The following is a 24,596-nucleotide window of genomic DNA, read 5'->3' on the forward strand; positions in this document are numbered from 1 at the left end:
GGCCGGGAAGTGCTGGGTCCGCCGGATTCGATACTCTTGTCTGGTGATCGACGTAAAAGAGCTCAGCGAAAACCCGGACAAGTTCCGTGCCAGCCAGCGCGCCCGCGGCGCAGACGAATCAGTGGTGGACGCGATCATCGCCGCAGACTCCGTGAGGCGTGCCGCCCTGATCCGCTTTGAAAACCTCCGCGCCGAGCAGAACGTTTTCGGCAAGAAGGTGGCGCAGGCCAAAGGCGACGAGAAGAAGGCCCTGCTCGCCGAGGTCAAGGAACTGGCCAACACTGTGAAGGCCGCATCGGCCGAAGCGGACGCCGCCCAGGCCAAGCAGGACGAACTGCTGCGCACCATCCCGAACCTCATTGAAGACGGTGTCCCCGAGGGCGGCGAGGACGACTACGTGGTGGTCAAGACCGTTGGCACGCCCCGCGGGTTCCCCGATTTCGAGCCGAAGGACCACCTGGAAATCGGTGAGCTGATCGGCGCGATCGACATGGAGCGCGGTGCGAAGGTGTCCGGCTCCCGCTTCTACTTCCTGCGCGGCGTGGGTGCACGCCTGGAGATGGCGTTGCTGCAGATGGCCATGGACCAGGCCATCGAGGCGGGCTTCGTGCCCATGATCACGCCAACTCTGGTGCGCCCCGAAACCATGCAAGGCACCGGCTTTGACGTAAAGCACGACGCCGAGATCTACCGTCTAGCTGAGGACGACCTTTACCTGGTGGGCACCTCCGAGGTTGCCTTGGCCGGGTACCACGCGGACGAGATCCTGGACCTGACGGACGGCCCCATCCGGTTTGCCGGGCAGAGCTCCTGCTACCGCCGCGAGGCCGGCTCGCACGGCAAGGACACCCGCGGCATCATCCGCGTGCACCAGTTCAACAAGGTGGAGATGTTCGTCTACACCACGGTGGAAAAGGCCGCAGCCGAACACGAACGGCTGCTGGCGTGGGAAGAGGAGATGCTGGCCAAGTGCGAGCTTCCGTACCGGGTGATCGACACCGCTGCCGGGGACCTCGGCATGTCTGCGGCCCGCAAGTTCGACTGCGAAGCCTGGGTTCCCACGCAGGGTGCCTACCGTGAGCTCACGTCCACCTCGAACTGCACCACGTTCCAGGCCCGGCGCCTGAACATCCGCGAGCGTGTGGTCAACGACGAAGGCGTAGCCAAGGGGACCCGTGCCGTGGCCACGCTGAACGGCACGCTGGCCACCACCCGCTGGATCGTGGCCATCCTGGAGCACCACCAGAACGCCGACGGCTCGGTCAACGTCCCGGCCGGACTGCAGAAGTACCTGGGCGGGATGGAAGTCTTCCCGGTCCTCTAGGCTCGCGGAGCAGACCTAGACGCAGGATTCATGGGCTTGTTCGCGGATCTGAACCTTGAAGGTCCGGATCCGCCGATACGCCCAGGAATACTCACACCGGGGATAACCAGTGAGTATTTACCGGCTGTTCACGGGCGTTGTGGCCTGCGTCCTAGCCGGTTTCAGGGGGTCTCTGGTCTACTGGACGTATGACTACATTGACTGAAACCACAGTCGCCGGCATCGATGACCAGCGGATCGCAAACAAAATCAGCACCACCAACTTCATGGTTGCCCTGGACGTGGACGGAACCTTGGTGGACCACGACGGCCACATGTCCGCCACTGTCCGTGAGGCCGCCCAGGCCGTGGTCGGCGCCGGGCACGACGTCCTCATCGCCACCGGCCGCTCCCTGAACGCCACATTACCCATCATCGAGCAGATCGGCATTGACCGCGGCTACGCCGTTTGCTGCAACGGTGGCGTGACGCTCCGGCTGGATCCGGACCTGACTGACGGCTACGAAATCATCCACAAGGCCACCTTCGATCCGGCGCCGGCGCTCCGTGCGCTGCGGGAGAAGCTGCCCACGGCTAAGTACGCGCTGGAGGACGAGGACGGCAACTTCCTGTCCACGGAACGCTTCCAGGATGCCAGCTTTGGCGTAGAAGCGATCGGCGTCGACTTCCAGACTCTCCTGGACGCCACCGCGGTCCGCCTGGTGGTGTTCAGCACAGAAAACACGCCGGAGGAATTCTCCGCAACCATCAAGGAAATCGGCCTGGCTGGCGTAACCTACTCGGTCGGCTGGACCGCGTGGCTGGACATCGCCGCGGCCGGAGTCACCAAAGCCAGCGCGCTGGAACGGCTCCGCGGCCAGTTGGGGATCGAGCCCCACCGGACCGTGGCCATTGGCGACGGCCGCAACGACATCGAAATGCTGGGCTGGGCCGGGCGCGGAGTCGCCATGGGCCAGGCCCCGGAGGAAGTCATCGCCGCCGCGGATGAGGTCACGCATTCAGTATTCGACGACGGCGCCGCGCACGTGCTGCGCAGTCTCCTTTAGGGGGCGTACTTGATCAGCCAAAACCCCGCTCAAATCTTCAACGTCGGGGCCCTGGGGCGATCACCGGCGCAGTGCAGTGACGGCACACTGTAAAGGCGCCCAGCAAAAGGCGTGAGTCAGCAGCAAGCCGCGTGGACTCGGCCGCGGTCATCGCACCTCGAGGATGAGTGCCAGTAACCGCGAGGCGGCGGGACGGGCAGCGTGTTCTTCGTTCCACTGGGCCCTGGCCACTGCTTTGCTGACGGCCTGCGTGGTGATGCCCAGTTCTTGGGCCACCGCTTTCTGCTGTCCGCGGACGCCGGGGGTCATGAGGTCCAGGACCCGCCATTCAGCCCCCGATCTGTCCCTCACAATGTGGCCCAAAAGCCGCAGCACGGCTTCGGCTTCGTGGGCGACGTCCGCCAGCGGTCCTTCCACGGCGACCGGGATGCGTTCTTTGCTGTTCCGGAGCCGGTCCACCGCGCGCCGGGCATAGATCAGGCCGTGGCCGGAGGCATCCTTGACCTGGTTGGGAAGCGGCTCATTGACCGGCCCGACGCCCAGCCCCACGTACCAGGAACCGCAGCGCAAGGCGATCAGTGCAGCTTCTACGGCCTGGTTCGGGCAGTCCACAATGCCTTGGACCTCGTCCTCCACAGAACGGTCGAAATCCAGGCGCGCGGGTATATGCCGCAGGTCCTTCAGCAGCTGCGGGACGCGGTCGCCGTCGCGCCGGCTATCCGTTTGGTTGATGGTCAACGTGAACATGTGGATCAAAGACTACCGGTTCGTCGTTGGCCCAAGGCAAGTCGGCGACCGGTCCTGATTCAGGCAAAACGAAGCCTGCCGGGAGGTTGTGCCAAGTGCCGATACGTGTTGCGATGGAGGCTCAGCTGCCGTCGGCGGCGCGCAGCTACGTGAGGATAATCATGGCCGGCAGCACGGCGCAGGACGTCTTGGAGCAGGAAACACTGAACCTTGTGGACCGTTGGTGGCGGGCCGCGAACTACCTTTCCGTGGGACAGATCTACTTGCGCTCAAATCCGCTGCTGAGGGAGCCCCTCGCCGCGGACCACACCAAGTCCCGGCTCCTGGGCCACTGGGGCACCACTCCCGGGCTGAACTTCGTCTACGCACACCTGAACCGCGTGATCCGCCGAGACTCGCAGGAAATGCTCTTCGTTGCCGGCCCGGGCCATGGCGGTCCTGCTGTAGTGGCGAACGCCTGGCTCGAGGGCACGTACTCCGAAATCTACGGCCAGGTTGGCCCTGACGGGGAAGGCCTGGCCGAACTTTTCCGCCAGTTTTCCTACCCGGGCGGCATTCCCAGCCACGCGGCGCCGGAGACCCCGGGTTCCATCAGCGAAGGCGGCGAACTCGGGTACGCGCTGGCCCACGCCTACGGGTCCGTGTTCGACAATCCCCAGCTGATCACCGCCGTCGTGATCGGGGACGGCGAGGCCGAAACGGGGCCGCTCGCCGCGAGCTGGCACTCGCATAACTTCCTGGATCCGGCCGCGGACGGTGCGGTGCTTCCCATCCTGCACCTGAACGGCTACAAGATCGCCAATCCCACCATCCTGGCGCGCATGCCGCAGGAACAGCTGGAGCAGCTGCTGCGCGGGTACGGCCACGAACCGTATTTCGTGACCGTCCAGGACCCGGACAACACGGAGCGGGCGCACCGGGACTTCGCTGCCGCCGTCGACACTTGCCTGGCCGGGATCCGCGCAATCCAGAACTCCCGCCGGGGCGAGGCGGCCGGGACGGGTGGGAAAGCGGACCACGACGGCACTGCAGCCGGTGCCCCAGGAAACGGCGCTGCGCCGCACTGGCCCATGATTGTGCTGCGCTCGCCCAAAGGCTGGACAGGACCGCGGGTAGTGGACGGACACCAGGTTGAGGGCACCTGGCGGAGCCACCAGGTCCCGCTGACGGAAGTCCGCACCAACGGAGCACACCTGAAGCAGTTGGAGGAGTGGCTGAAGTCCTACCGTCCGGAGGAACTGTTCGACGCCGAGGGCAGGCTCCGGCCCGACGTAGCCGCGAACGCGCCCGCCGGGAACCTCCGGATGAGCGCCACCCAGCACGCCAACGGCGGAATCCTTCGCACACCGCTGAAGCTGCCCGCCTACGCCGCCCACGCCGTTGAGGTCGCTTTACCGGGGACGGAACGGACCAGCCCCATGATCACCCTGGGCTCGTGGATGCGGGACGTCATCAGGCTGAACATGGAGAACTTCCGCCTCTTCGGGCCGGATGAGACGGCATCCAACCGGCTTCAGGCCGTCTACGAAGTGACCGACAAGGTCTGGCAGTACCGGATTGACGACGCCGACGAGCATCTTGCGCGTTCGGGCCGGGTTCTGGAGGTGCTCAGCGAACACCTGTGCCAGGGCTGGCTGGAAGGCTATCTCCTGACCGGCCGGCACGGGGTGTTCAGCTGTTACGAAGCCTTCATCCACATCGTGGATTCCATGTTCAACCAGCACGCCAAGTGGCTCAAGGTCCACCGCAAGCTCCCGTGGCGCCAGCCCGTGGCGTCGCTGAACTACCTGCTCTCGTCCCATGTGTGGCAGCAGGATCACAACGGTTTTTCGCACCAGGATCCAGGGTTCATCGACCACGCGGTGAACAAAAAAGCCGAGGTCATCCGCGTGTACCTGCCGCCGGACGTGAACACCCTGCTGTCCGTCATGGAGCACTGCCTGGCGTCCACCGACTACGTGAACATTGTGGTTAGTGGCAAGCAGCCATCGCCCACCTGGCTGGGTCCGGCCGACGCCGAGAACCACTGCCGGCGGGGACTGGGCATCTGGGAGTTCGCGGGTTCCGAAGTGGCTGGAGAGGACCCGGACGTTGTTCTGGCGTGTGCCGGGGACGTGCCCACGGTGGAAACGGTGGCCGCGGCCGAACTGCTGAAGCGGGGTGTCCCGGGGCTGAAGGTCCGGGTGGTCAACGTGGTAGACCTGATGCGGCTCCAGGACGCAAGTGAGCACCCGCACGGCCTTCCGGCGTCGGACTTTGACGGCATCTTTACCCCGGACAAACCGATCATCTTCGCCTACCACGGCTATCCCACGCTGATCCACCGGCTGGCCTATCGCCGCACCAACCAGGAAGGCCTGCACGTGCGCGGCTACAAGGAGGAGGGAACCACCACAACCCCGTTCGACATGGCCATGCTCAACGGGATCGACCGCTTCCAGCTGGCCATTGACGCTATTGACCGCGTACCCGGTCTGGCCGAAAAGCACTCGCTGCTGCGGCAAAGCCTTCAGGACCGGCGGATCCAGGCCCGCGAACACACTCGCACACACGGCGAGGACCCGGAGGAGATCCGGAACTGGGTGCTCAACGCCTGAACAGAAGCAACGCGGGGTCACTTACGGCCGGTCCGGCCGCCCAGGATGGGCGCGAAGTGACCCCGCGTTGCAGTCATGGTGCGTCACATCGAGCGGTACTCGAGCGCGCCGGGAATTCCGCCCGTCTCACCCAATCCGTCCCCGCGGGCGAAGGCTGCCCACAGCCGGCGCACCTCACGGCCCACAGCGTCGATCTCATCCCAGGTTGCGCCCTTGAGGAGCCCAGCGGAGGCCCAGGTCTGCTGGTTTCCGAACAGCAGGGGCAGATCAACCGTGTGGGCGGCCCGGTAGAAGTTCCCGGGCGCGCCCCAGGACAGCAGGTAGCTGTAGGCCTTGCCTCCCGCGCGGGCGTGGCGGCGGGCAAATTTGCGGGCGGATCGGCCGTAGACAGCCTCCGTCACCGCCCAATTAATGGCCCGCACGGCAACGTCACCCAGCAGGGGGACCTTGCCCAGCCAGCTGACCACTGGACTCCGGGGAAGGAACAGACGGGCCTCGTCGGAGGTGTGCCCGATCAGCACCTCGATGCCCGGGGCCGTGGCGTTCCAGGCCGCCTCAACGCGTGATTCCAGTGGCAGCGGGGCGTGCCCGTATTGGGTGCCGAACGGCATGGCTGCCATCAGGCCGTATTTCCGGGCCACCTGAGACACGTGGCCTTCGATGTCCACCACGTCCAGCATCGGGGTGTCTTCCGTGACGGCTTCGGCCGCGATGCCCATGGCGCGGCTCATCTTGTGCCGGCCGCGGGTGATCCCCAACGGTGCACTCTGGATGATGGCCCGCTGGAACAGGGACGGCGCCTCCGGAGTGGCCATGAGGTGGACTACGGAGTCGCCGCCTGCCGACTGCCCGAACGCGGTGACGCGCCCCGGGTCGCCGCCGAAGGCCGCGATGTTGCGCTGCACCCACCGGAACGCTTCCAGCTGGTCCAGCAGGCCGAGGTTCGCGGGCCGGCCGGTGCCGGTGGCCAGGTAGCCGAACAAGCCCAGCCGGTAGGTCACGGACACCACGACGACCCGGTTCTCGGACACCAGGGACTTGGGGTCAAAGATCGCCAGGTCGCCGGAGCCCGACGTGTAGGAGCCGCCGTGCAGCCACACCATGACCGGGACGTGCTCGCCGTCGGCAAGCCCTTCCGGGACGGTGATCGACAGGCGCTGGCAGTCTTCACTTCCGGGGAGCTCGCCATACCGGGTGCCCAGGATGTCGTCCAGGAACGGAACCGGGCCCTGCGGGCAGGCCGGTGCGAGGGTGGTGGCGGCATAGTCGGCGGTCCAATCGGACGCGGTCACCGGAAGTTGAAAACGGCCCGCGGTGGCGTAGGGAATGCCGGTGGCCCGCAGCACCGCACCGTCCCGCCACCCGGTGATCGGTCCGCACGGCGGTTGAAAATACGGCGGTTCAAAATGCGGGGCACTCAAAGGCTGGAAACTCACCCTTCACCTTAAACCACAACGCGGGGTCACTTCCTGCCCAATTCCGGAGGTGGAATGGGCGGGAAGTGACCCCGCGTTGCAGGCGGTGGGATTAGTGCGTTGCCGGCACGTAACGCTTGATGGAGGCTTCCAGCTCGGCCTCGGCGGCGGCGCGGTCGCCCCAGCCCTCAGCCTTGACCCACTTGCCCGGCTCCAGGTCCTTGTAACGGGTGAAGAAGTGCTCGATTTCCTTGATCAGGAAGTCGCTGACATCGCTGATTTCCTGGATGTGGTCAAAGCGGGCGTCGACCGGGACGCACAGGACCTTGGCGTCGCCGCCGCCGTCGTCGGTCATGTTGAAAACGCCGATGGGGCGGGACTCAACGATGACGCCGGGGTGCAGGTCGAAGTCCTGTAGGAGCACCAGTGCATCCAGCGGATCGCCGTCTTCGCCCAGGGTGTTCTCGAAGAACCCGTAGTGCGTGGGGTACTGCATGGAGGTGAAGAGAACGCGGTCCAGGCGGACGCGGCCGGTTTCGTGGTCAACTTCGTACTTGACTCGTGATCCCTTGGGGATCTCGATGGTCACGTCGTGCTTCATGGAATGCTCCTCGGCAATTGCAGGGGGTTCGCGGCACAGGAGACGAACAACAAAAAGGAGTGTCGGTGCCGCCGACTACTATTGAGGATATAGCGAGAGGCCCAGGTTTCAGGAACTTGCGGGGAAATTTCAGGACTTGAGGACCAGCACCAACATGAAGGAAACATCGGGCGCCAGCGCGTTCCGGCGCACGGTTCAGCGCGGGCTGCAGGCCTGGCCCACCGCGCTGCTCTTGGCCGTGATCGTTATCCTGGCACTCCCCGCCGTGTGGCTGGTAGCCCCTGCTTTCGTCGTCCCGCCGCCGGCAGCCACGCCGGTGGTGCCCGCCTGGCAGCAGCTCCCGGCCACTCTTTCCGCCCGGCAGGGCCTGGCCCCGCTTGCGGAGTCGGCGCCCGTTCCGCTGCCCGCCGCTGTCGCCGCGCAGTTGGACGCCTTGTTAAAGCCCGACGGCGACGGCAGCTTCACAGGGCTGGTCCAGGATGCGCTCACTGGCCAGGTCCTGTTTGACCGGGGCGGTTCGGAGAGCCGGATCCCCGCCTCCAATATGAAGCTGCTCACCGCTGTGGCCGCCCTCCGGGCGATCGGGCCGGACCACCGTTTCGGCACCAGGGTTCTAGCTGGGCCCGCCAGCAATCAGGTGGTGCTGACCGGCGGCGGCGACGTCCTCCTGGGCGCCGGTGAATCCGCGCCCAACCAGGTGATGGGCCACGCAGGGCTCGCCACCCTGGCCACCGCCACCGTGGACGCGCTCCAGGCCATTGGAACAACCGGCGAACTGAAGGTCCTGGTGGACGATTCCCTGTTCAGCGGCCCCGCCTTGAACCCCGTCTGGGCTGACGGGGACGTTGCAGCGGGCGAGGTGGCGCCCTTGTACCCGCTGGCGCTGAACTCGGCGCGCTTTGACCCGGCTGTGACCACCGGCCTACGCCCCCAGGACTCTGCAATCACCGCCGCGGAGGCGTTCGCCGCGCAGCTCAAGACTGCAGGCGCCGCTGCGGGACTCACGGTAGCGGCCGGCGTCGACCGTTACACTGCGCCTTCCGGCGATGCGCCCCCCGCTGAAGAGCCGGCGGTCCTTGCCGAAGTCCAGTCCGCCACTATGGGCCAGCAGGTGGACCTGATGCTGCAGACCTCGGACAACTACCTGGCGGAGGTCCTGGGCCGGATGGCTGCGTCGGCGGCCGGGGAGCCCGCCAGCAATGACGGCGCCACCTCAGCAGTCCGCACACAGCTCGTGAACCTGGGGATCCCCACGGACACCATGCGCCTGGCCGATGTGTCCGGTCTGGCGTTGGCCAACCAGGTCTCTGCCCGCCAGTTCGCGGAAGTGGTGCGTGCCATCACCACCGGGACCGACACCAGGCTGCTGGCTGCGCTGGATGGATTTCCGGTCGCCGGGCTGACCGGAACGCTGGACAGCCGCTACGGGGATGGCACCACGGCCCGCGGAGCCGGCCTGGTGCGGGCCAAGACCGGGACCCTGAACTCGGTGATCGCACTCAGCGGGTACGTGGTGGACGCAGACGGGCGGCTCCTGGTCTTCTCGTTCATCGGCAACGGGTTGACGCCTGGTGCTGCAGGGAACCGGGAAGCCCTGGACCGGGCCGCCACGGCGCTCGCCGCCTGCGGCTGCCGCTAACTCTGGCAACTCGCTAGGGATGTAGCGGAATGTCCCGAGTTGGCGGCAGGAGTTGCCTGTGCCGCCGCCGAAACCGAGGACTCCCCGGACTCCGGAACCGCAGCCACGGCGGACGTCGCGGTGGTGCCCAGCAGTGCAGCCATCACGACGGCGGCGACCACCGAGCGCCACCCACTGCGGGGTCCGGGGGACAAGGGAGCGATGGGGCGGCACGGGATCATGGGGTTCTCCTCGATGCGGGGCGGTTCTGTTGTCACTACTTTGCCCGCGCTTGCTGGCAGGGCGCTTTCGGCATCCTGTGCGCCGGCTGTGCCTGGGGACGTCGCCGGAGGCCCCGATGCACCGGTGACCGTTCGCCGGTCAGCGAACTTAAGGACTATCCGCCGTCCGCTGTGATGTGATGGGGACTATGGAGTCCACTGTGCGTGATTCGTCAGCCCCGGCATCGTCCAGCCCGGCCCAGGCCCTGATCAACTGGGACCTGGCCGCGTCCACGGCGGCCCGGCTGGCCTCCGCGGGGCCCACCCTCAACTCGTCGGAAATCGGCGAAGCCGTGGACAGCCTGCGCTGCCTCGCGGACGCCTCCGTCCCGCACGTCCACGAAATCACGGGCCTTGAAGCCGCGCGGGACCTCCGCGACTCCTCTGTCCTGGTGGTGGACCGGGCCAGCTGGGCCAAGGCCAACACGCAGAGCTTCGCCGTGATGCTCAAACCCGCGATGGAAAAAATGCTGGAAAGCCGCCGCGGCAACGTCAGCCCGGCGGCGGCCAGCGTCAGCGGCGCCATTACGGGCAGCCAACTCGGCGCTGTCCTGGCGTTTCTGTCCAGCAAGGTCCTGGGCCAGTACGATCCGTTTGCCGCGCTCGCCGAAGGTTCCAAAGCGCCGGCAGCCGGCCGCCTGCTTCTTGTGGCGCCCAACATCGTGGCTGTGGAGCGCGAACTCAACGTCACGCCGGAGGATTTCCGGCTCTGGGTCTGCCTTCACGAACAGACGCACCGCGTGCAGTTCGCCGCCGCGCCCTGGCTCCGCCACCACATGCTTTCCGAGATCGACAACCTCAGCGGGCACCTGCTGGGCAACGTTGATTCGCTGATGGAGCGCGCGTCCGCCGCCGCGCGTTCCCTCAAGGACCGGACCGCCACCGGCAATACTCCCGGCCGCGGCGCCATCCTGGACCTGCTGCAGAACCCCGAGGAAAAGGCGTCACTGTCCCACCTGACGGCCGTGATGAGCCTGCTGGAGGGCCACGCCAACGTTGTGATGGACGCCGTCGACGCCAGCATCGTCCCCTCCGTCAGGACCATCCGGCAGCGCTTCACCGACCGTGGCAAGGACCGCGGCGTGATGGAGAAATTCATCCGCAACCTCCTGGGCCTGGACGCCAAGATGCGCCAGTACTCCGACGGCGCCAAATTTGTCCGCTCGGTCGTGGCTGTGGCCGGCATGGAGGGCTTCAACCGGGTGTGGGAATCCGCCGAAAACCTCCCCACCGAGCCCGAAATCCATGACGCCAAGCTGTGGGTTGACCGGATGGGCCTGTAGGTGCCCCACGCCCCCAATGTGCCGGACGCCCCAGGGGTTCCGGACGCCCGTACGGCTTCACGCGGACGACGGCGGCCCGGCAGGCTCGCGCCCGTCGTCGGCAAGGCGCGCAAAATGGTCCAGAACGCCCTGGCAGAGGCTGGCTATCCGGAGCACGTGCTGGTGGCCTGCAGCGGTGGTCCCGATTCGATGGCCCTCGCGGCGGTGGCGGCCTATTTTGCCCGCCGCGGCCACGTTGACGGGCACGCCCTGACGGTGGGCGCGGTGGTGGTTGACCACCAGCTGCAGGAAGGCTCGGCCCAGGTGGCTGCCGCCGCTGTCCAGACACTGAAGGAACTGGGCCTCTCCCCGGTGGACCTCCGGACCGTTACCGTCGCCAGCACCGGGATGGGGCCGGAAGCCGCCGCCAGGGATGCCCGCCACGCAGCGCTGGAGGCTGCGGCCAGGGACTACGGGGCCACCGCTATCCTGCTCGGGCACACTCTGGATGACCAGGCCGAACAGGTCCTGCTGGGGCTTGCCCGCGGCTCCGGCACACGCTCGCTGGCCGGCATGCGGCCTGCCCGCGGCCTGTTGCTGCGGCCGTTCCTGGGCCTGCGCCGCGTGGATACCCTGGAGATCTGTGACGTCGAGGACCTTGAGCCTTGGCACGATCCCAGCAATTCGGACCCGTCGTTTGCCCGCTCCCGGACCCGGGTGGAAGTACTGCCGCTGCTCGAGGAAAAACTGGGGCCCGGCGTGGCTGAATCGCTGGCCCGGACCGCGTCCATCCTGCAGCTGGACGCTGACTATCTGGAGGACGTGGCAGATCGCACATTTGCCGCCTTGGCCGAGCGGTCCGGACTCGAGGTCAGCCTTCCGGAGGAGGCCCTGGGGGAACTTTCCCCGGCCATCAGGTTCCGGGTCATCGCCAAGGCAGCGGCCGACGTCGGGGGCCAACAGCCCAGCTACCAGCGCCTTCTGGCAGCGGAAGCGCTGCTGCGCCGGCAGGGTTCTGCCGGTCCCGTGGAGCTGCCCGGCGGTGTGAGCGTGTACAGGCTGTCCCTCGCCGAGCTGGCCCAGCGGGACGCGGCGGAAACGCGGCCCGCGACCCCGGACGGGCCCGACGGCGGTGCCCCCGTTCCCCGTGAAGCGGCCCGCTGTGGGAAGCTAGTATTCCGGCCTCAAAAACCGCCCCAAGAATAGTCGCACCCCGCATCTACACAGGAGCCATTGGTGGATTCAAACGACGTCCAGGCAGACCTCAAGCACGTTCTCTACACCAAGGAACAGATCCAACAGCGGATCGCTGAGCTCGCTGCGCAGATCGACAAGGACTACGAAGGCCGCGAAATCCTTCTGGTCGGTGTACTCAAGGGCGCTGTGATGGTTATGGCCGATCTCGCCCGCGCGCTCCACAGCCACGTTTCGATGGACTGGATGGCAGTGTCCTCCTACGGCTCCGGCACCCAGTCCTCGGGTGTTGTGCGGATCCTGAAGGACCTGGACACGGACCTGATGGGCAAGGACGTTCTTATCGTCGAAGACATCATCGACTCCGGCCTGACCCTGTCCTGGCTCAAGACCAACCTGGAATCCCGCGGCACCTCTTCTGTGGAGATCTGCACCGCGTTCCGCAAGCCCACGGCCGCCAAGGTGGAGATCGACGTCAAGTACGTCGGCTACGACATCCCCAACGAGTTCGTGGTGGGCTACGGCCTGGACTACGCCGAGAAGTACCGCAACCTGGACTTCGTGGGCACGCTCGCCCCGCACGTTTACGAGTAAAGATTTAGGCACGGCAATGCCGGCGGCGGTCTCTTCGGAGGCCGCCGCCGGCATTTAAGCTGCCGAACCTACCGGGTCCGGACCTTAAGGCGTCGCCCGGAACGAGTGCCGGGTTTGAGGCGCGTTTGTTCTCCTTTGTCCTGATGAGGGCGGGAAGCCCGGGCATTGGCGGAGGCGGGGTGACGCACAAGTTATTGCAGATAGGGCTGTTAACGCCTTTAGGGCCACACCCGCGGTCGGTATGTAGGCGGCATATGCACTTGTGGCCCAGTAGCCCGTTCATGCCCTGGCCACGCCAGGGAAGCGATTACCCGTCTGTAGCCTTACTGGTACAGCACCAACACCATCAGGACGTGGAAGACCAATGACCAATAGATCAGTCGGTATCAAGGAAGTAGCAGTCGCCGCCGGCGTGTCTGTGACCACGGTTTCCCACGTCCTCAATGACGTGTCGTACGCACGGATCAGCCCGGAAACCCGGGGCAAGGTGAAGTCCGCCGCCGAGCAGCTCGGCTACGGTCCCAACCGCCTGGCCCAGGCGCTCCGCACCCAGCGGACCGGGATGCTTGGCCTGGTCAGCGAGGACATCGCCACCACACCCCATGCAGGACGCATCATCCTGGGCGCGGACGAGGCCGCCCGTGCCCGCGGCTACAACCTGATGATCATCAACACGTCAGGGTCCGCGAGCCCCGGAACCAGGGACGCCGACGTCGAGGCCCTCCTCGAGCGCCGCGTCGACGGCATCCTCTACGCCACCATGTACCACCGCCAGGTGCAGGTGCCGGTCAACCTTGGCAGTGTGCCGTCCGTTCTGGTGGACTCCGTCAGCACCAGCGGCAGCATCACCGCCGTGGTGCCGGACGAGGAGGGCGGTGCCCGCGCCGCCGTCGGAATCCTCCTGGCGGCCGGCCACACCCGCATCGGCTTCCTTAACAACACCGACGACGTCCCCGCCACCCGGGACCGCCTCCGCGGCTTCCGGGCCACACTTTCGGAGGCAGGGCTCGACGGCGACGCGGCACCTGTCGAATCGGAGGTCTCCGAAGTGCAGGGAGGCTATGAGGCGGCCAGCCGGATGCTGCGGCGCGAAGACAGGCCCACCGGGCTGTTCTGCTACAACGACCGGATGGCCATGGGCGCCTACCGCGCCGCGGCGGAGCTTGGGTTGTCCATCCCCGGGGACCTGTCCGTGGTGGGCTTCGATGACCAGGAGCTCATCGCGGCGAACCTGTACCCGGCCCTGACCACGGTGGCCCTGCCGCACTACGAAATGGGTGCCTGGGCCGCCGATAACCTGATCGACGCCATCGAGGGCAAGACGGATTTGGCCCTCATGGCGCTCCACCCGACCATCTTGGACTGCCCGCCGGTGCGGCGCGATTCGGTGGCGGCGCCCACGCGCTGACCGCTGCTGCTTTACGCCAGGACCCGCCACCCATGTCCAGTTGCCTTGATGACGCACGCCCCCAGACGGACCCGGCCGGAACGTCGCACCTGCGTCCAGCACTCCATTACACGGCGCGGGACACCGGGCTCAATGACCCCAACGGCCTGGTGTTTTACCGTGGTACGTACCACCTCTACTACCAGAACAACCCGGATGGGAACGTGTGGGGGAACATGTCCTGGGGCCACGCAACGTCCACTGACCTGGTGCACTGGACCGAACAACCCGTGGCTATCGCCTGCGACGATGCCGGGGACATCGACTCCGGCAGCGTTGTGGTGTTTTCGCGTCCGTGGAGTCCGCCCCGTGCCCCTGGAGGACGGCGTGCTCACGCTGCGCATCGTCGTCGACCATTGCTCGGTTGAGGTGTTCGCCCAGGGTGGGACAGTGGTCCTGACCGACCTGGCCTTCCCGCGCGTTGGAAGCAAGGGTTCGTCCGTGTTTGCCGAGACCGTTACGGCCATCCTCCGGAAACTGGCTGTCGCCGCAGCCGGCTGACCTGCGGAGTTCCACTCTGCCGTCCACATCCCGCTACGCCCAGAGGGAACTTTTGCGCAGCACCGTGCGTGAATTACTCCGAACGGTGTATAGCTAGTAGCTGATGCAGGACCACACGCGCGCAGACTCACTCGCCGTGCAGCACTACCAGGAGGGACGGGGCCAGCCCCCGAACAGATGAAAGCTAAGAGTTTCTTGAAGGGCCCGGGCATCTGGATCGTTGTTGTGATCGCCATGCTCCTTGTGGCTTTTGCCACACTGGCTCCCGGTGGTGCGGCACGGATCGATACGGACAAGGGCCTTGAACTCCTTGCCGACAGCGGCAAGGTTGAGCAGGCAAAAATCTTCGACGGCGAAAACCGCGTTGACCTGACCCTCAAGGACAACCTGGATGTCAACGGGCAGGACAAGGGCAAGAGCGTCCAGTTCTTCTTTGTCGACGCCCGCGCCACCGACGTCGTCAAGGCCGTCACGGCTGCCAAGCCCGCCAACGGCTACACGGACCAGCCGATCGAAAGCAACTGGTTCTCCGGCCTGCTTTCGCTGCTTATCCCCGTCATCCTGCTCGGTGCGCTGTTCTGGTTCCTGATGACCCGGATGCAGGGCGGCGGCTCGAAGATCATGCAGTTCGGCAAGTCCAAGGCCAAGATGGTCAACAAGGACATGCCGCAGGTGACCTTCGTTGACGTAGCCGGTGCGGACGAGGCCGTGGAGGAGCTCCAGGAAATCAAGGAGTTCCTGCAGGAACCGGCCAAGTTCCAGGCCGTGGGCGCCAAGATCCCCAAGGGCGTGCTGCTCTACGGCGCTCCGGGAACCGGCAAGACCCTCCTGGCCCGTGCCGTCGCCGGCGAAGCCGGCGTGCCGTTCTTCTCCATCTCGGGCTCGGACTTCGTCGAAATGTTTGTCGGCGTGGGCGCATCCCGTGTCCGCGACCTCTTCGAGCAGGCCAAGGCCAACTCTCCGGCCATCATCTTTGTTGACGAGATCGACGCCGTCGGACGGCACCGCGGTGCCGGGATCGGCGGCGGCAACGACGAACGCGAGCAGACCCTCAACCAGTTGCTGGTTGAAATGGACGGCTTCGACGTCAAGACCAACGTGATCCTGATCGCGGCCACCAACCGCCCCGACGTCCTGGACCCGGCCCTGCTGCGTCCCGGCCGTTTCGACCGCCAGATCTCAGTGGACGCCCCGGACCTGATCGGCCGCGACCAGATCCTGCAGGTGCACGCCAAGGGCAAGCCGATGGCCCCGGGCGTTGACCTCAAGGCCGTGGCGAAGAAGACTCCGGGCTATACCGGCGCAGACCTCGCCAACGTCCTGAACGAGGCAGCCCTGCTGACCGCGCGCTCCAACGCCAACCTCATCGATGACCGCGCCCTCGATGAGGCCATCGACCGCGTTATGGCAGGCCCGCAGAAGCGCAGCCGCGTGATGAAGGAACACGAACGCAAAATCACCGCATACCACGAAGGCGGACACGCCCTGGTGGCGGCTGCCCTGCGGAACTCGGCGCCGGTCACCAAGATCACCATCCTCCCCCGCGGCCGGGCCCTGGGCTACACCATGGTGGTCCCGGAGAACGACAAGTACTCCATCACCCGCAACGAACTGCTGGACCAGATGGCCTACGCAATGGGCGGCCGCGTGGCGGAAGAGATCGTCTTCCACGATCCCTCCACGGGAGCCTCCAACGACATCGAAAAGGCCACCTCCACGGCCCGCAAGATGGTCACCGAGTTCGGTATGAGTGAGCGCGTCGGCGCGGTACGCCTGGGCCAGGGCGGCGGCGAACCCTTCCTGGGCCGCGACGCCGGGCACGAGCGCAACTACTCGGACCAGATCGCCTTTGTGGTGGATGAGGAAGTGCGCCGCCTGATCGACCAGGCGCATGACGAGGCGTACGCCATCCTCACCGAAAACCGGGACGTCCTGGACCAACTGGCCCTGGAACTCCTGGAACGGGAGACCCTCAACCAGGCCGAGATCGCGCACATCTTCACGGACATCCGCAAGCGTGACTTCCGCGAGGTGTGGCTGTCCAAGGAGACACGTCCGGTCCAGCAGGCCGGCCCTGTGGAGTCCCGCCTGGAGAAGTCTGAGCGCGAAGCCCAGGAGGAAGCCAAGGAAGCCCGCCTCGAGGAACCGCTGGACGCGCTGCCGCCGCACCCGCAGGGTGTCCCGGATGACGCTGCGTTCCAGGGCGGCATCCCCGACTCGGGGCCTGACGCCACGCACGGCTAAGCTTTCTCCTGTGACTCACATCGACGACGACGACGCAGCCGCCTCCGCCGGACACCCGGCGGAGAACGGATCCCACCACAAAAAGCATGAGAAGGTGGACCGGCCCCGGATCGAGGCGGCCGTCCGTGAAATCCTCCTGGCCATTGGCGAGGACCCGGACCGCAGTGGCCTCGTAGACACCCCCAGGCGGGTGGCCAAGGCCTACGCCGAGGTGTTCGCGGGACTGCACCACGATCCCGCTGACGTCCTCTCCACCACGTTTGACCTGGACCACGAAGAACTGGTCCTGGTCAAGGACATCCCGTTCTACTCAACGTGCGAGCACCACCTGGTGCCGTTCCACGGGGTTGCCCACGTCGGCTACATTCCCTCCCACGACGGCAAAGTGACCGGGCTCAGCAAGCTGGCACGCCTCGTGGATATCTACGCCCGGCGCCCCCAGGTGCAGGAGCGGCTCACCACCCAGATCGTCGAAGCAATGGTCAGCCACCTCAAGCCGCGTGGCGCGATCGTCGTTGTCGAATGCGAACACATGTGCATGTCAATGCGCGGTGTCCGCAAGCCCGGAGCAAAGACCGTCACCAGCGCGGTCCGCGGGCAGCTTCATGACCCGGCCACCCGTGCCGAAGCCATGAGCCTCATCCTCGGAAGGTAAGTAACAGACCATGGACTCACTCGCTGCAGCCCCGGGAACCGGGCCCGCAACATCTCCGCTGCCCATCCTCCGCAAACCGCGCCCGGCCGCGACATTCGCGGACCTGCCCACCGGCCGCACCCTGGTGATGGGCATTCTGAACGTCACCCCGGACTCCTTCAGCGACGGCGGAAAGCACCCGACGGCGGACGCGGCCATCGCGGCGGGCCTGCGGATGTTCTACGCCGGAGCGGACATCATCGATGTCGGCGGCGAATCGACTCGACCCGGCGCGGAGGATGTAACCCTGGAGGAAGAACAGCGCCGGGTGATCCCAGTCATCGAAGCCCTGGTCAAGGCGGGCGCCCTGGTCAGCATCGACACCACGCACGCCGCAACGGCCGCTGCTGCCCTGAAGGCCGGCGCCGCCATCATCAACGACGTTTCCGGGCTGACCATCGAGCCCGAGATGGCCGAGCTCGTAGCCGCGTCCAAGGTGCCGTATGTCCTCACGCACCGCCGCGGCGACGCCCGCACCATGGACTCCCTGGCCCAGTACCAGGACGTTGCCGGCGAAGTGGTGGCTGAACTGTCCGGCGTCCGCGACAAACTCTATGCAGCCGGGGTGGGCAAAGAGCAGATCATCGTGGACCCGGGCCTGGGCTTCGCCAAGAACGACGCCCAGAACTGGGAGCTCCTGCAGCACCTGGACCAGCTGGACAGCCTGGGGCACAAGCTCCTGGTGGCGGCGTCCCGCAAGCGCTTCCTGGGCACACTCCTCACGGTAGCCGGCAAGTCCGCCGTCCCGGAGGAACGCGACGACGCCACGGCCGCCATCACCGCGATCAGCGCGTCCCGAGGGGCCTGGGCCGTCCGTGTGCACGACGTCGGTCCCAGCCTTGACGCCGTCAAGGTGGCCGCGCGGATGGCCGCCGCCCCTACCACCACCTAGGCCGGGCACCCATGGACAGGATCACGCTGAGCGGTGTCACCGCCGTCGGCCATCACGGAGTCTTTGATTTCGAGCGCCGTGAGGGCCAGCCGTTTGTAGTGGACGCCGTGCTGCATCTGGACTTCGCCAAAGCCGCAGTATCCGACGACGTCCGGGACACCGCCCACTACGGCGAGGTGGCTGAGCGGATCACGGACTGGATCACGGGGGAGCCGCTGAACCTGATCGAGGCACTGGCCGTCCGGATCGCGGATGGCTTGCTCGCCGAATTCACCATCCAGGCCGTGGACATCACCGTCCACAAGCCCAAGGCGCCCATCGAGGTGCCCTTCGGCGATGTGGCCGTCAGCGTGCACCGGGAGAGGCCATGAGCGGCGGGTACACCAAAGCCGTACTGGCCCTCGGCAGCAACCTGGGCGAGCGGAACGACACCCTGTCCGAGGCCGTTGCCGACCTGGTGGACCCGCCGGAGGTTCGCCTGCAGGCCGTTTCCCCGGTGGTGCAGACCAAAGCCGTGGGCGGCCCAGCCGGCCAGCCTGACTTCCTGAACATGATTATCACAGTGGAAACCACGCTGTCCCCGGCCGAGCTGCTGAAGCACTGCCAGGCCGTGGAAAACAAGCACCTCCGGGTTCGTGACGTGCGCTGGGGGCCGCGGACGCTCGACGTCGACATCATCACCTACGGCGACCTCATCAGTGACGATCCGGTCCTGACCTTGCCGCACCCGCGTGCCGCCGGACGCGCCTTTGTGCTGTATCCGTGGTCGCTCATCGAGCCCGCGGCCACCCTGGGCGGGGAACGCATCAGCGAGCTGGCTGCCCGCGCCCCCGACTTTGGCGATCTCGCCCCGTTTGACGGTTTCGGCGATTACGACGGCGTCCCCACGGCCGGGGCGGTCGAGTAACCAGTGAAACCCGTCAACCCTGCCCGCCTGCTGCTGATCGGCCTGGTCCTGACCGTGGCCGGCTGGTCGGCCACGGTGGTGACCACGCGCTACAGCATGGCCACCCCGGTTCTTCCGGCCACCGCGTTGGCCACCATGGGCGTGATTGTTGCCATCACATTGGTGCTTGGCGTCCGCGTGCTCCGGTGGCGCAACGGCACCAAACGCAAGAAGGCCCTGGACCCGATCCTTGCCGCCCGGACCCTGGTGCTCGCCCAGGCGTGCGCCTATGCGGGCACCGTCCTGCTGGGCTGGCACGCGGGGATTTTCCTGGACCAGCTGCGGATCTGGAATCTGCGCAGCGACCAAGGCATCACCTGGGTGGCAGTCGCGATCGCTGCCGGCGGCCTGGTGATGATCGTCGTCGGCCTGCTGGTGGAGCGGTTCTGCAAGATCCCACCCGAAGACACCGAGGCAACCCCCGGCGACGGGAAACCCGGCCGCGGGGTACGCGGCGAAGCCGCCGGGGAAGGCGAATATGCGTACAGAGGCGATTGATCCACCAGGCATTACCTGGCAGCGGGTGTCCCCGAAATACGTCACCGTGCGGCTGGTGCAATGGGCCTTAGGAAACCTGATCACGGTGGTTGTCCTGACCCTGCCCCTCATCTTTGTCCTGCTCGGCTGGTGGCGGTGGCCGCCCCTGTGGCTGGCCATCACCGTCCCGGCCGTGACCCTGGTCCTGGCCGCCTGGCGCCTGCTGCTGATCCCACGGCAGGTGCGCGCTATCGGCTACGCCGAGCGCGACGATGACCTCCTGGTCCGTGGCGGCATTTTCTTCCAACGGACCATGACGGTTCCCTACGGCCGGATGCAGTACGTGGACATCGGCGTGGGCCCGGTGGAACGCGGGCTGGGACTCTGCACGCTCAAACTCCACACCGCCTCACCCGGAACCAACGCCAGCATCCCCGGCCTGCCCGCGGCGGAGGGTGCACGCCTGCGCGAGCAGCTCGCGGCCCGCGGTGAAGCGAGGCTGGCAGGGCTGTGACGGCAAACGTTCCGGAGGCCGGCGCACCGAGTGCGGTTCCGGTAGCGCCCGACGGCGAGTGGCTGCGTGTGCACCCGGCCTCCCCCTTTGTGCGCGGCTGGGTGGCACTGGCGGCCATTGGTTTCTTCTTCGGGCGGGACTTTTTCGAGCGGTTGCTGCAGGGCCGTCCGGTCTTCGAGCAGGACTTCGCCGGCCGGGCACCCTGGCTGGTGGCCGGCGGCGGCATCGTCCTGGTGGTAACCGTGCTGGGTTTCATCCTGACCTGGTATTTCACCAAGTACCAGATCTCGGAAGGGTACGTCCGGGTCAACTCCGGGTTCCTCTTCCGCCAGCAGCGGCAGGCCCGGCTGGACCGGGTCCAGGCCATCGACATCGTGCAGCCCCTGCTGGCCAGGATCTTCGGCCTGGCCGAACTCAAGTTTGAGGTCGCCGATGCCGGCGAATCGGCCGTCAAACTGGCCTACCTGCGGATGGACGACGCCCGCCAGCTCCGGGCCACCATCCTGGCACGGGCCGCAGGTGTGGTCCCGGACCCTGCCCGGCCGCAGGAGGCCGCGCCGGAGGCGCCTGAATACCCGGTCCTGTCCGTGCCGCCGTCGCGCCTTATCGGTTCGCTGCTGCTCAGCGAGCAGAGCTTCTTTGTGGTGGTGGGCGGCATCGCCTCCGTGATCCTGTCCGCCGTGACGGAGAACCGCGGCTTCTTCTTCTACCTGATCCCGGCGGTGCTGGGCCTTGCAGCCAGCTACTGGGGCTCCTTTAACAAGGGCTACAACTTCACCGCCGCCATTTCGCCGGACGGGATCCGGCTCCGCTATGGACTGCTGGACACGCAGGCGCAGACGCTGCCCCCGGGCAGGGTCCAGGCGCTGAAGGTAGCCCAGTCCCCGCTGTGGCGGATCTTCGGCTGGTACCGGATCCAGGTCAACGTGGCCGGGTACGGCGCAGCCGGGAGCAATGGCGAGACGGCGTCCCGGACCACGCTGCTGCCCGTGGGCAAGCTGCCCGAAGTGATGTCCATGCTTGCCCTCGTGCTGCCGGATCCCGGGACGCCGGAGCCCGGACGCATCTTCGCTGCCGGGCTCTCGGGGTTGGATTCCGACGGCGGATTTGTCACCACGCCGCACCGTGCCAGGTTCCTGGCGCCGCTGGGCTGGCGCCGCAACGGCTTCGCCACCACTGACACCGCCCTGCTGATCCGATCTGGCCGGTGGTGGCGGGAACTGGTGGTGGTCCCGCACCAGCGCACCCAGTCAATGGCACTGCACCAGGGCCCCCTCGCACGGCGGTTCCGTGTGGCGGACCTTGTCCTGCACACCACGGCGGGGCCGGTTTCGCCGCGGCTCACCCAGGCCGGACTTGACGAGGCCCGGGCCCTTTTTAATGCCCAGTCCGCCAGGGCCCGGCTCGCCCGCAAGCGGCAGACCAGCGAACAATGGCTGGCAACGGTGGTTCCCGCGCCGGTGGTCGCGCCCGTCGAAACCCCTGTGGTTGTGCCGGCCCAGACCCCCATGCCGCAACAGAGTCCCCAACAGGAAGGCCCGCAACGTGGCTAAGCCCGGGCGCCTTGGCGTCGGAATCATCGGTGCCGGGAAAGTGGGTGCCGTCCTTGGTGCGGCGTTGCGCTCGGCCGAGCACGCCGTCGTCGGGGTTTCCGCGGTGTCAGAGGCCAGCCGTGAGCGCGCGGAGACGCTGCTGCCGGGCGTGCCCATCCTGGAGATCCAGGAGATTGTGGAACGGTCCCAACTGGTGCTCCTCGCCGTGCCGGACGATGCCCTCGCCGGGCTGGTGAACGGCCTCGCCAAACTCGGGGCGTGGCAGCCCGGCCAGATCGTGGCGCACACCTCAGGCAGGTTCGGCGTGGGGGTGCTCCGCCCGGTGCGTGCCGCCGGAGCCATTCCCTTGGCAATGCACCCCGCCATGACGTTCACGGGCATGAGCCTGGATTTGACGCGCCTGCTGGACTGCACGTTCGGCGTCACGGCGGACGCCGCGATGCTGCCCATTGCGCAGGCACTGGTCGTTGAGATGGGCGCCGAGCCCGTGGCCATCGCCGAGGGGGACCGGACCCTTTACCACGCGGCCCTGGCCCATGGCTCGAACCATATGGTCACCCTGGTGGCGCAGGCTTCCCAGCTGCTCCGCGACGTTGGCGTGGACGCGCCGGAGCGGATGCTGGGGCCCTTGCTGCGGGCCACGCTGGAGAACGCGCTCGCCTCCGGGGAATCTGCGCTGACCGGGCCGGTGGCCCGAGGTGACGTCGGGACAGTGGCGGCCCACGCTGAGGCGCTGCGGGAGTACGACGCCGGCGCGCAGGGCGATGTGCTGGAGGCTTACCTCGCCATGGCCCGCGCCACAGCACGGCGGGCAAGCAGCCGGGGGCTGCTCAAAGCGGATCAAGTGGGGGCCATCCGCGCGGCCCTGGAAGAGGAGAACTGACATGGCCACGCAACTGGTGACAACTGCCGCAGAGCTCCGCGAAGCGAGCGCCCGGCTGCTCGCGCAGAAAGCGGGCACATCCCAGGGCCTCGTGCCCACCATGGGCGCGCTGCACGAAGGGCACGCCCGCCTGGCGCGGACCGCCGTCGAACAGAACGACGTAGTGGTGGCGTCTATTTTTGTGAACCCGCTGCAGTTCGGCGATGCGGTGGATTTGGACCGGTACCCGCGGACCCTTGACGCCGATCGTGCCCTGCTGGAAGAACAGGGCGTGGACCTCGTGTTTGCGCCGCCGGTGGAAGAGGTCTATCCCGGCGGCGAGCCGCTGGTGCGTGTGACTGCCGGCTCCCTAGGGGAGAAATGGGAAGGCGCCTCACGGCCGGGACATTTCGACGGCGCCCTCACAGTAATTGCCAAACTGCTGCACTACGGCATCCCCGGCTCCGGGCTTCCGCCTGCCGGTGCTTTTGCTTCCGGCGGCGGGGGGCTGCCTGCCTACCGGGCTTACTTCGGGCAAAAGGATGCCCAGCAGCTGGCTCTCGTGCGACGGATGGTGGCGGACCTGAACTTCCCGGTCGAAATTGTTGCCGTTCCCACGGTCCGGTCCGAGGACGGGCTGGCCCTCTCAAGCCGCAACCGGTTCCTATCAGACGAGGAACGGGAAGCCGCCCTGGTGTTGTCGCGGGCGCTGCGGCTCCTGGCGGAGCGGGCGGACGCCCACCAGCCGCTTGATCTGGAATCCGCCCAGGCTTTGGTGGAATCCCAGCCATTGGTCGGACTGGATTATTTCGACGTAGTGGATCCCGGCACCCTTGAGCCTTTGGCCGAAAACTGCCGGAAAGTCCCGTTCCGTGGCGAGGGCCTGGCGATCATCGCGGCCAAGGTGGGGCCTGTCCGGCTGATCGATAACGTGCCGCTCAGCAGCTGACATGTTGCGCCCGGCTCCGGGCGCGTAAGGCCTCGGGTCTCTGTTCGTCTTTCCGCGTAGGGGCTATGCTGAAATTGTTGCCCCAGACCCTGGCATCGCCCTATTCGGCGTACTCCAGGAGGAACCGTTCCACGCAGGGCACCCCACACATCCTCTGCAGTTAGCCCCGGCCTTTTGTGTTGCCCGGCTTCTGTCTGTCCAGCGCAGCCGCATGCACGGCCAGCGGGACGTCCACCTGCATTCCCCATTCACGTGGCCGACCGGCCACGCTCAAATCAGGAGCAAATCCAATGATCCGCACAATAGATGACGGGTTGTCCTATCTCGTCAAAGTGAATGACGCGTCCGTCCTGGACGAATATTTGAATTCGGCCGTTGACCTGGCCCGCCAGTACGCCTCCAGCATTGCCCTGTGCGGGATTCTGGTAACCCGCCACGCGCACGACACCTATACCGTAGCGGTCAGCGAGGCTGTACCTTTCGGAGAGACCCATGAGCGCCACGATCCCTAAGGTGGAGGCCGTGTTGTCCTATGATCTTTATGCTGACAGAATCACACCGATCGGATGGCAGGCGTACGAAATCATCACGTCCATCCTGGAGGACCCGTCGCCGGATCTGGACCAGCACAAATGGCGCCTTCGCAGGTGTGTGGCCGCCCACCCGGGCGCACCGGAACGGGCGCTGCAGGCCCATCTGATGGCCACCTCAGAAGTGGTAAATGGCTACAGCCAGGAAGGGCCGGCCTGAGGCCCTGTCATTGACGATCGTCGGGTTCGCGGCAATATGTATCCTTGAGGTGACAACTCCGCCGTTCCGGTTCAGACTGCAGCCGAAT

General features: G+C 66.6%; 25 protein-coding genes and 1 pseudogene. 22 read left to right on the forward strand and 4 right to left on the reverse strand.

Annotated elements, in window-relative coordinates; genetic code table 11:
• Positions 1-43 precede the first annotated feature (43 nt).
• Together serS and FYJ92_RS01145 are read left to right on the forward strand one after the other, a co-directional pair.
• Complete coding sequence (serS, locus tag FYJ92_RS01140) at positions 44-1,324, forward strand: serine--tRNA ligase (protein ID WP_185262234.1); 1,281 nt, start codon at positions 44-46, stop codon at positions 1,322-1,324.
• Between the two features lie 188 nt (positions 1,325-1,512).
• Entirely contained in the window at positions 1,513-2,370 is an 858-nt protein-coding gene (locus FYJ92_RS01145; RefSeq protein WP_185262235.1) for an HAD family hydrolase, read from the forward strand.
• 147 nt (positions 2,371-2,517) lie between these two features.
• Here FYJ92_RS01145 and FYJ92_RS01150 read toward each other — a convergent pair whose 3' ends face one another.
• On the reverse strand, positions 2,518-3,117 hold the full coding sequence (locus FYJ92_RS01150; protein ID WP_185262236.1) for a hypothetical protein: 600 nt from the start codon (positions 3,115-3,117) through the stop codon (positions 2,518-2,520).
• A gap of 161 nt (positions 3,118-3,278) precedes the next feature.
• On the opposite strand from FYJ92_RS01150, the gene FYJ92_RS01155 reads away from it, so the two are divergent.
• Complete coding sequence (locus tag FYJ92_RS01155; protein WP_185262237.1) at positions 3,279-5,714, forward strand: phosphoketolase; 2,436 nt, start codon at positions 3,279-3,281, stop codon at positions 5,712-5,714.
• Between the two features lie 83 nt (positions 5,715-5,797).
• Here FYJ92_RS01155 and FYJ92_RS01160 read toward each other — a convergent pair whose 3' ends face one another.
• A complete protein-coding gene (locus FYJ92_RS01160; RefSeq protein ID WP_370526281.1) occupies positions 5,798-7,084 on the reverse strand; it encodes a carboxylesterase family protein in 1,287 nt (428 codons plus the stop codon).
• Positions 7,085-7,241: 157 nt separating this feature from the next.
• Positions 7,242-7,730 (reverse strand): inorganic diphosphatase, encoded by a 489-nt coding sequence (locus FYJ92_RS01165; RefSeq protein WP_185262238.1) that lies wholly within the window; start codon positions 7,728-7,730, stop codon positions 7,242-7,244.
• Between the two features lie 154 nt (positions 7,731-7,884).
• Here FYJ92_RS01165 and dacB point away from each other — a divergent pair, with 154 nt between their 5' ends.
• Complete coding sequence (gene dacB, locus FYJ92_RS01170) at positions 7,885-9,369, forward strand: D-alanyl-D-alanine carboxypeptidase/D-alanyl-D-alanine-endopeptidase (protein WP_185262239.1); 1,485 nt, start codon at positions 7,885-7,887, stop codon at positions 9,367-9,369.
• Here dacB and FYJ92_RS01175 read toward each other — a convergent pair.
• Positions 9,366-9,626, reverse strand: a complete 261-nt coding sequence (locus FYJ92_RS01175) for a hypothetical protein (protein ID WP_185262240.1) — start codon at positions 9,624-9,626, stop codon at positions 9,366-9,368. The two genes, dacB and FYJ92_RS01175, sit on opposite strands and share 4 nt — an antisense overlap.
• A 152-nt stretch (positions 9,627-9,778) precedes the next feature.
• On the opposite strand from FYJ92_RS01175, the gene FYJ92_RS01180 reads away from it, so the two are divergent.
• The 18 genes and pseudogenes from FYJ92_RS01180 (at position 9,779) to FYJ92_RS01265 (ending at position 24,508) form a co-directional block, all read left to right on the forward strand.
• Entirely contained in the window at positions 9,779-10,912 is a 1,134-nt protein-coding gene (locus FYJ92_RS01180) for a zinc-dependent metalloprotease (protein ID WP_185262241.1), read from the forward strand.
• A 114-nt stretch (positions 10,913-11,026) separates the two neighbouring features.
• Complete coding sequence (tilS, locus tag FYJ92_RS01185; protein WP_185262242.1) at positions 11,027-12,097, forward strand: tRNA lysidine(34) synthetase TilS; 1,071 nt, start codon at positions 11,027-11,029, stop codon at positions 12,095-12,097.
• 30 nt (positions 12,098-12,127) lie between these two features.
• Complete coding sequence (hpt, locus tag FYJ92_RS01190) at positions 12,128-12,679, forward strand: hypoxanthine phosphoribosyltransferase (protein WP_185262243.1); 552 nt, start codon at positions 12,128-12,130, stop codon at positions 12,677-12,679.
• 364 nt (positions 12,680-13,043) lie between these two features.
• Complete coding sequence (locus tag FYJ92_RS01195) at positions 13,044-14,087, forward strand: LacI family DNA-binding transcriptional regulator (protein WP_185262244.1); 1,044 nt, start codon at positions 13,044-13,046, stop codon at positions 14,085-14,087.
• Positions 14,088-14,119: 32 nt separating this feature from the next.
• Positions 14,120-14,410, forward strand: a pseudogene (locus tag FYJ92_RS01200) (glycoside hydrolase family 32 protein); the annotation flags it as partial.
• Positions 14,411-14,435: 25 nt separating this feature from the next.
• Positions 14,436-14,627: a GH32 C-terminal domain-containing protein gene (locus FYJ92_RS01205; RefSeq protein ID WP_255482243.1), complete on the forward strand. Its 192-nt coding sequence runs from the start codon at positions 14,436-14,438 to the stop codon at positions 14,625-14,627.
• Between the two features lie 177 nt (positions 14,628-14,804).
• A complete protein-coding gene (gene ftsH / locus FYJ92_RS01210) occupies positions 14,805-16,871 on the forward strand; it encodes an ATP-dependent zinc metalloprotease FtsH (RefSeq protein ID WP_185262247.1) in 2,067 nt (688 codons plus the stop codon).
• A 10-nt stretch (positions 16,872-16,881) separates the two neighbouring features.
• On the forward strand, positions 16,882-17,526 hold the full coding sequence (gene folE / locus FYJ92_RS01215) for a GTP cyclohydrolase I FolE (protein ID WP_185262248.1): 645 nt from the start codon (positions 16,882-16,884) through the stop codon (positions 17,524-17,526).
• Positions 17,527-17,536: 10 nt separating this feature from the next.
• Positions 17,537-18,457 (forward strand): dihydropteroate synthase, encoded by a 921-nt coding sequence (folP, locus tag FYJ92_RS01220; RefSeq protein WP_185262249.1) that lies wholly within the window; start codon positions 17,537-17,539, stop codon positions 18,455-18,457.
• 11 nt (positions 18,458-18,468) lie between these two features.
• Positions 18,469-18,828, forward strand: a complete 360-nt coding sequence (gene folB / locus FYJ92_RS01225) for a dihydroneopterin aldolase (RefSeq protein WP_185262250.1) — start codon at positions 18,469-18,471, stop codon at positions 18,826-18,828.
• Positions 18,825-19,364 (forward strand): 2-amino-4-hydroxy-6-hydroxymethyldihydropteridine diphosphokinase, encoded by a 540-nt coding sequence (gene folK / locus FYJ92_RS01230; RefSeq protein ID WP_185262251.1) that lies wholly within the window; start codon positions 18,825-18,827, stop codon positions 19,362-19,364. The genes folB and folK overlap by 4 nt, the downstream gene beginning before the upstream one ends.
• 3 nt (positions 19,365-19,367) lie before the next feature.
• The gene (locus FYJ92_RS01235) at positions 19,368-19,901 is read left to right on the forward strand and encodes a DUF3180 domain-containing protein (RefSeq protein ID WP_185262252.1); all 534 of its coding nucleotides are present in this window, start codon (positions 19,368-19,370) and stop codon (positions 19,899-19,901) included.
• A complete protein-coding gene (locus FYJ92_RS01240) occupies positions 19,882-20,394 on the forward strand; it encodes a PH domain-containing protein (RefSeq protein WP_185262253.1) in 513 nt (170 codons plus the stop codon). The genes FYJ92_RS01235 and FYJ92_RS01240 overlap by 20 nt, the downstream gene beginning before the upstream one ends.
• Positions 20,391-21,947: a PH domain-containing protein gene (locus FYJ92_RS01245; RefSeq protein ID WP_185262254.1), complete on the forward strand. Its 1,557-nt coding sequence runs from the start codon at positions 20,391-20,393 to the stop codon at positions 21,945-21,947. The genes FYJ92_RS01240 and FYJ92_RS01245 overlap by 4 nt, the downstream gene beginning before the upstream one ends.
• Entirely contained in the window at positions 21,940-22,830 is an 891-nt protein-coding gene (locus FYJ92_RS01250) for a Rossmann-like and DUF2520 domain-containing protein (RefSeq protein WP_185262255.1), read from the forward strand. The genes FYJ92_RS01245 and FYJ92_RS01250 overlap by 8 nt, the downstream gene beginning before the upstream one ends.
• Before the next feature lies 1 nt (position 22,831).
• Positions 22,832-23,758: a pantoate--beta-alanine ligase gene (locus tag FYJ92_RS01255; RefSeq protein WP_185262256.1), complete on the forward strand. Its 927-nt coding sequence runs from the start codon at positions 22,832-22,834 to the stop codon at positions 23,756-23,758.
• Positions 23,759-24,048: 290 nt separating this feature from the next.
• Complete coding sequence (locus FYJ92_RS01260; RefSeq protein ID WP_185262257.1) at positions 24,049-24,270, forward strand: hypothetical protein; 222 nt, start codon at positions 24,049-24,051, stop codon at positions 24,268-24,270.
• On the forward strand, positions 24,251-24,508 hold the full coding sequence (locus FYJ92_RS01265; RefSeq protein ID WP_185262258.1) for a hypothetical protein: 258 nt from the start codon (positions 24,251-24,253) through the stop codon (positions 24,506-24,508). Before FYJ92_RS01260 ends, FYJ92_RS01265 begins: the two co-directional genes overlap by 20 nt.
• Positions 24,509-24,596: the final 88 nt, after the last annotated feature.

The organism is Pseudarthrobacter sp. NBSH8, assembly GCF_014217545.1.
GTDB lineage: Bacteria > Actinomycetota > Actinomycetes > Actinomycetales > Micrococcaceae > Arthrobacter.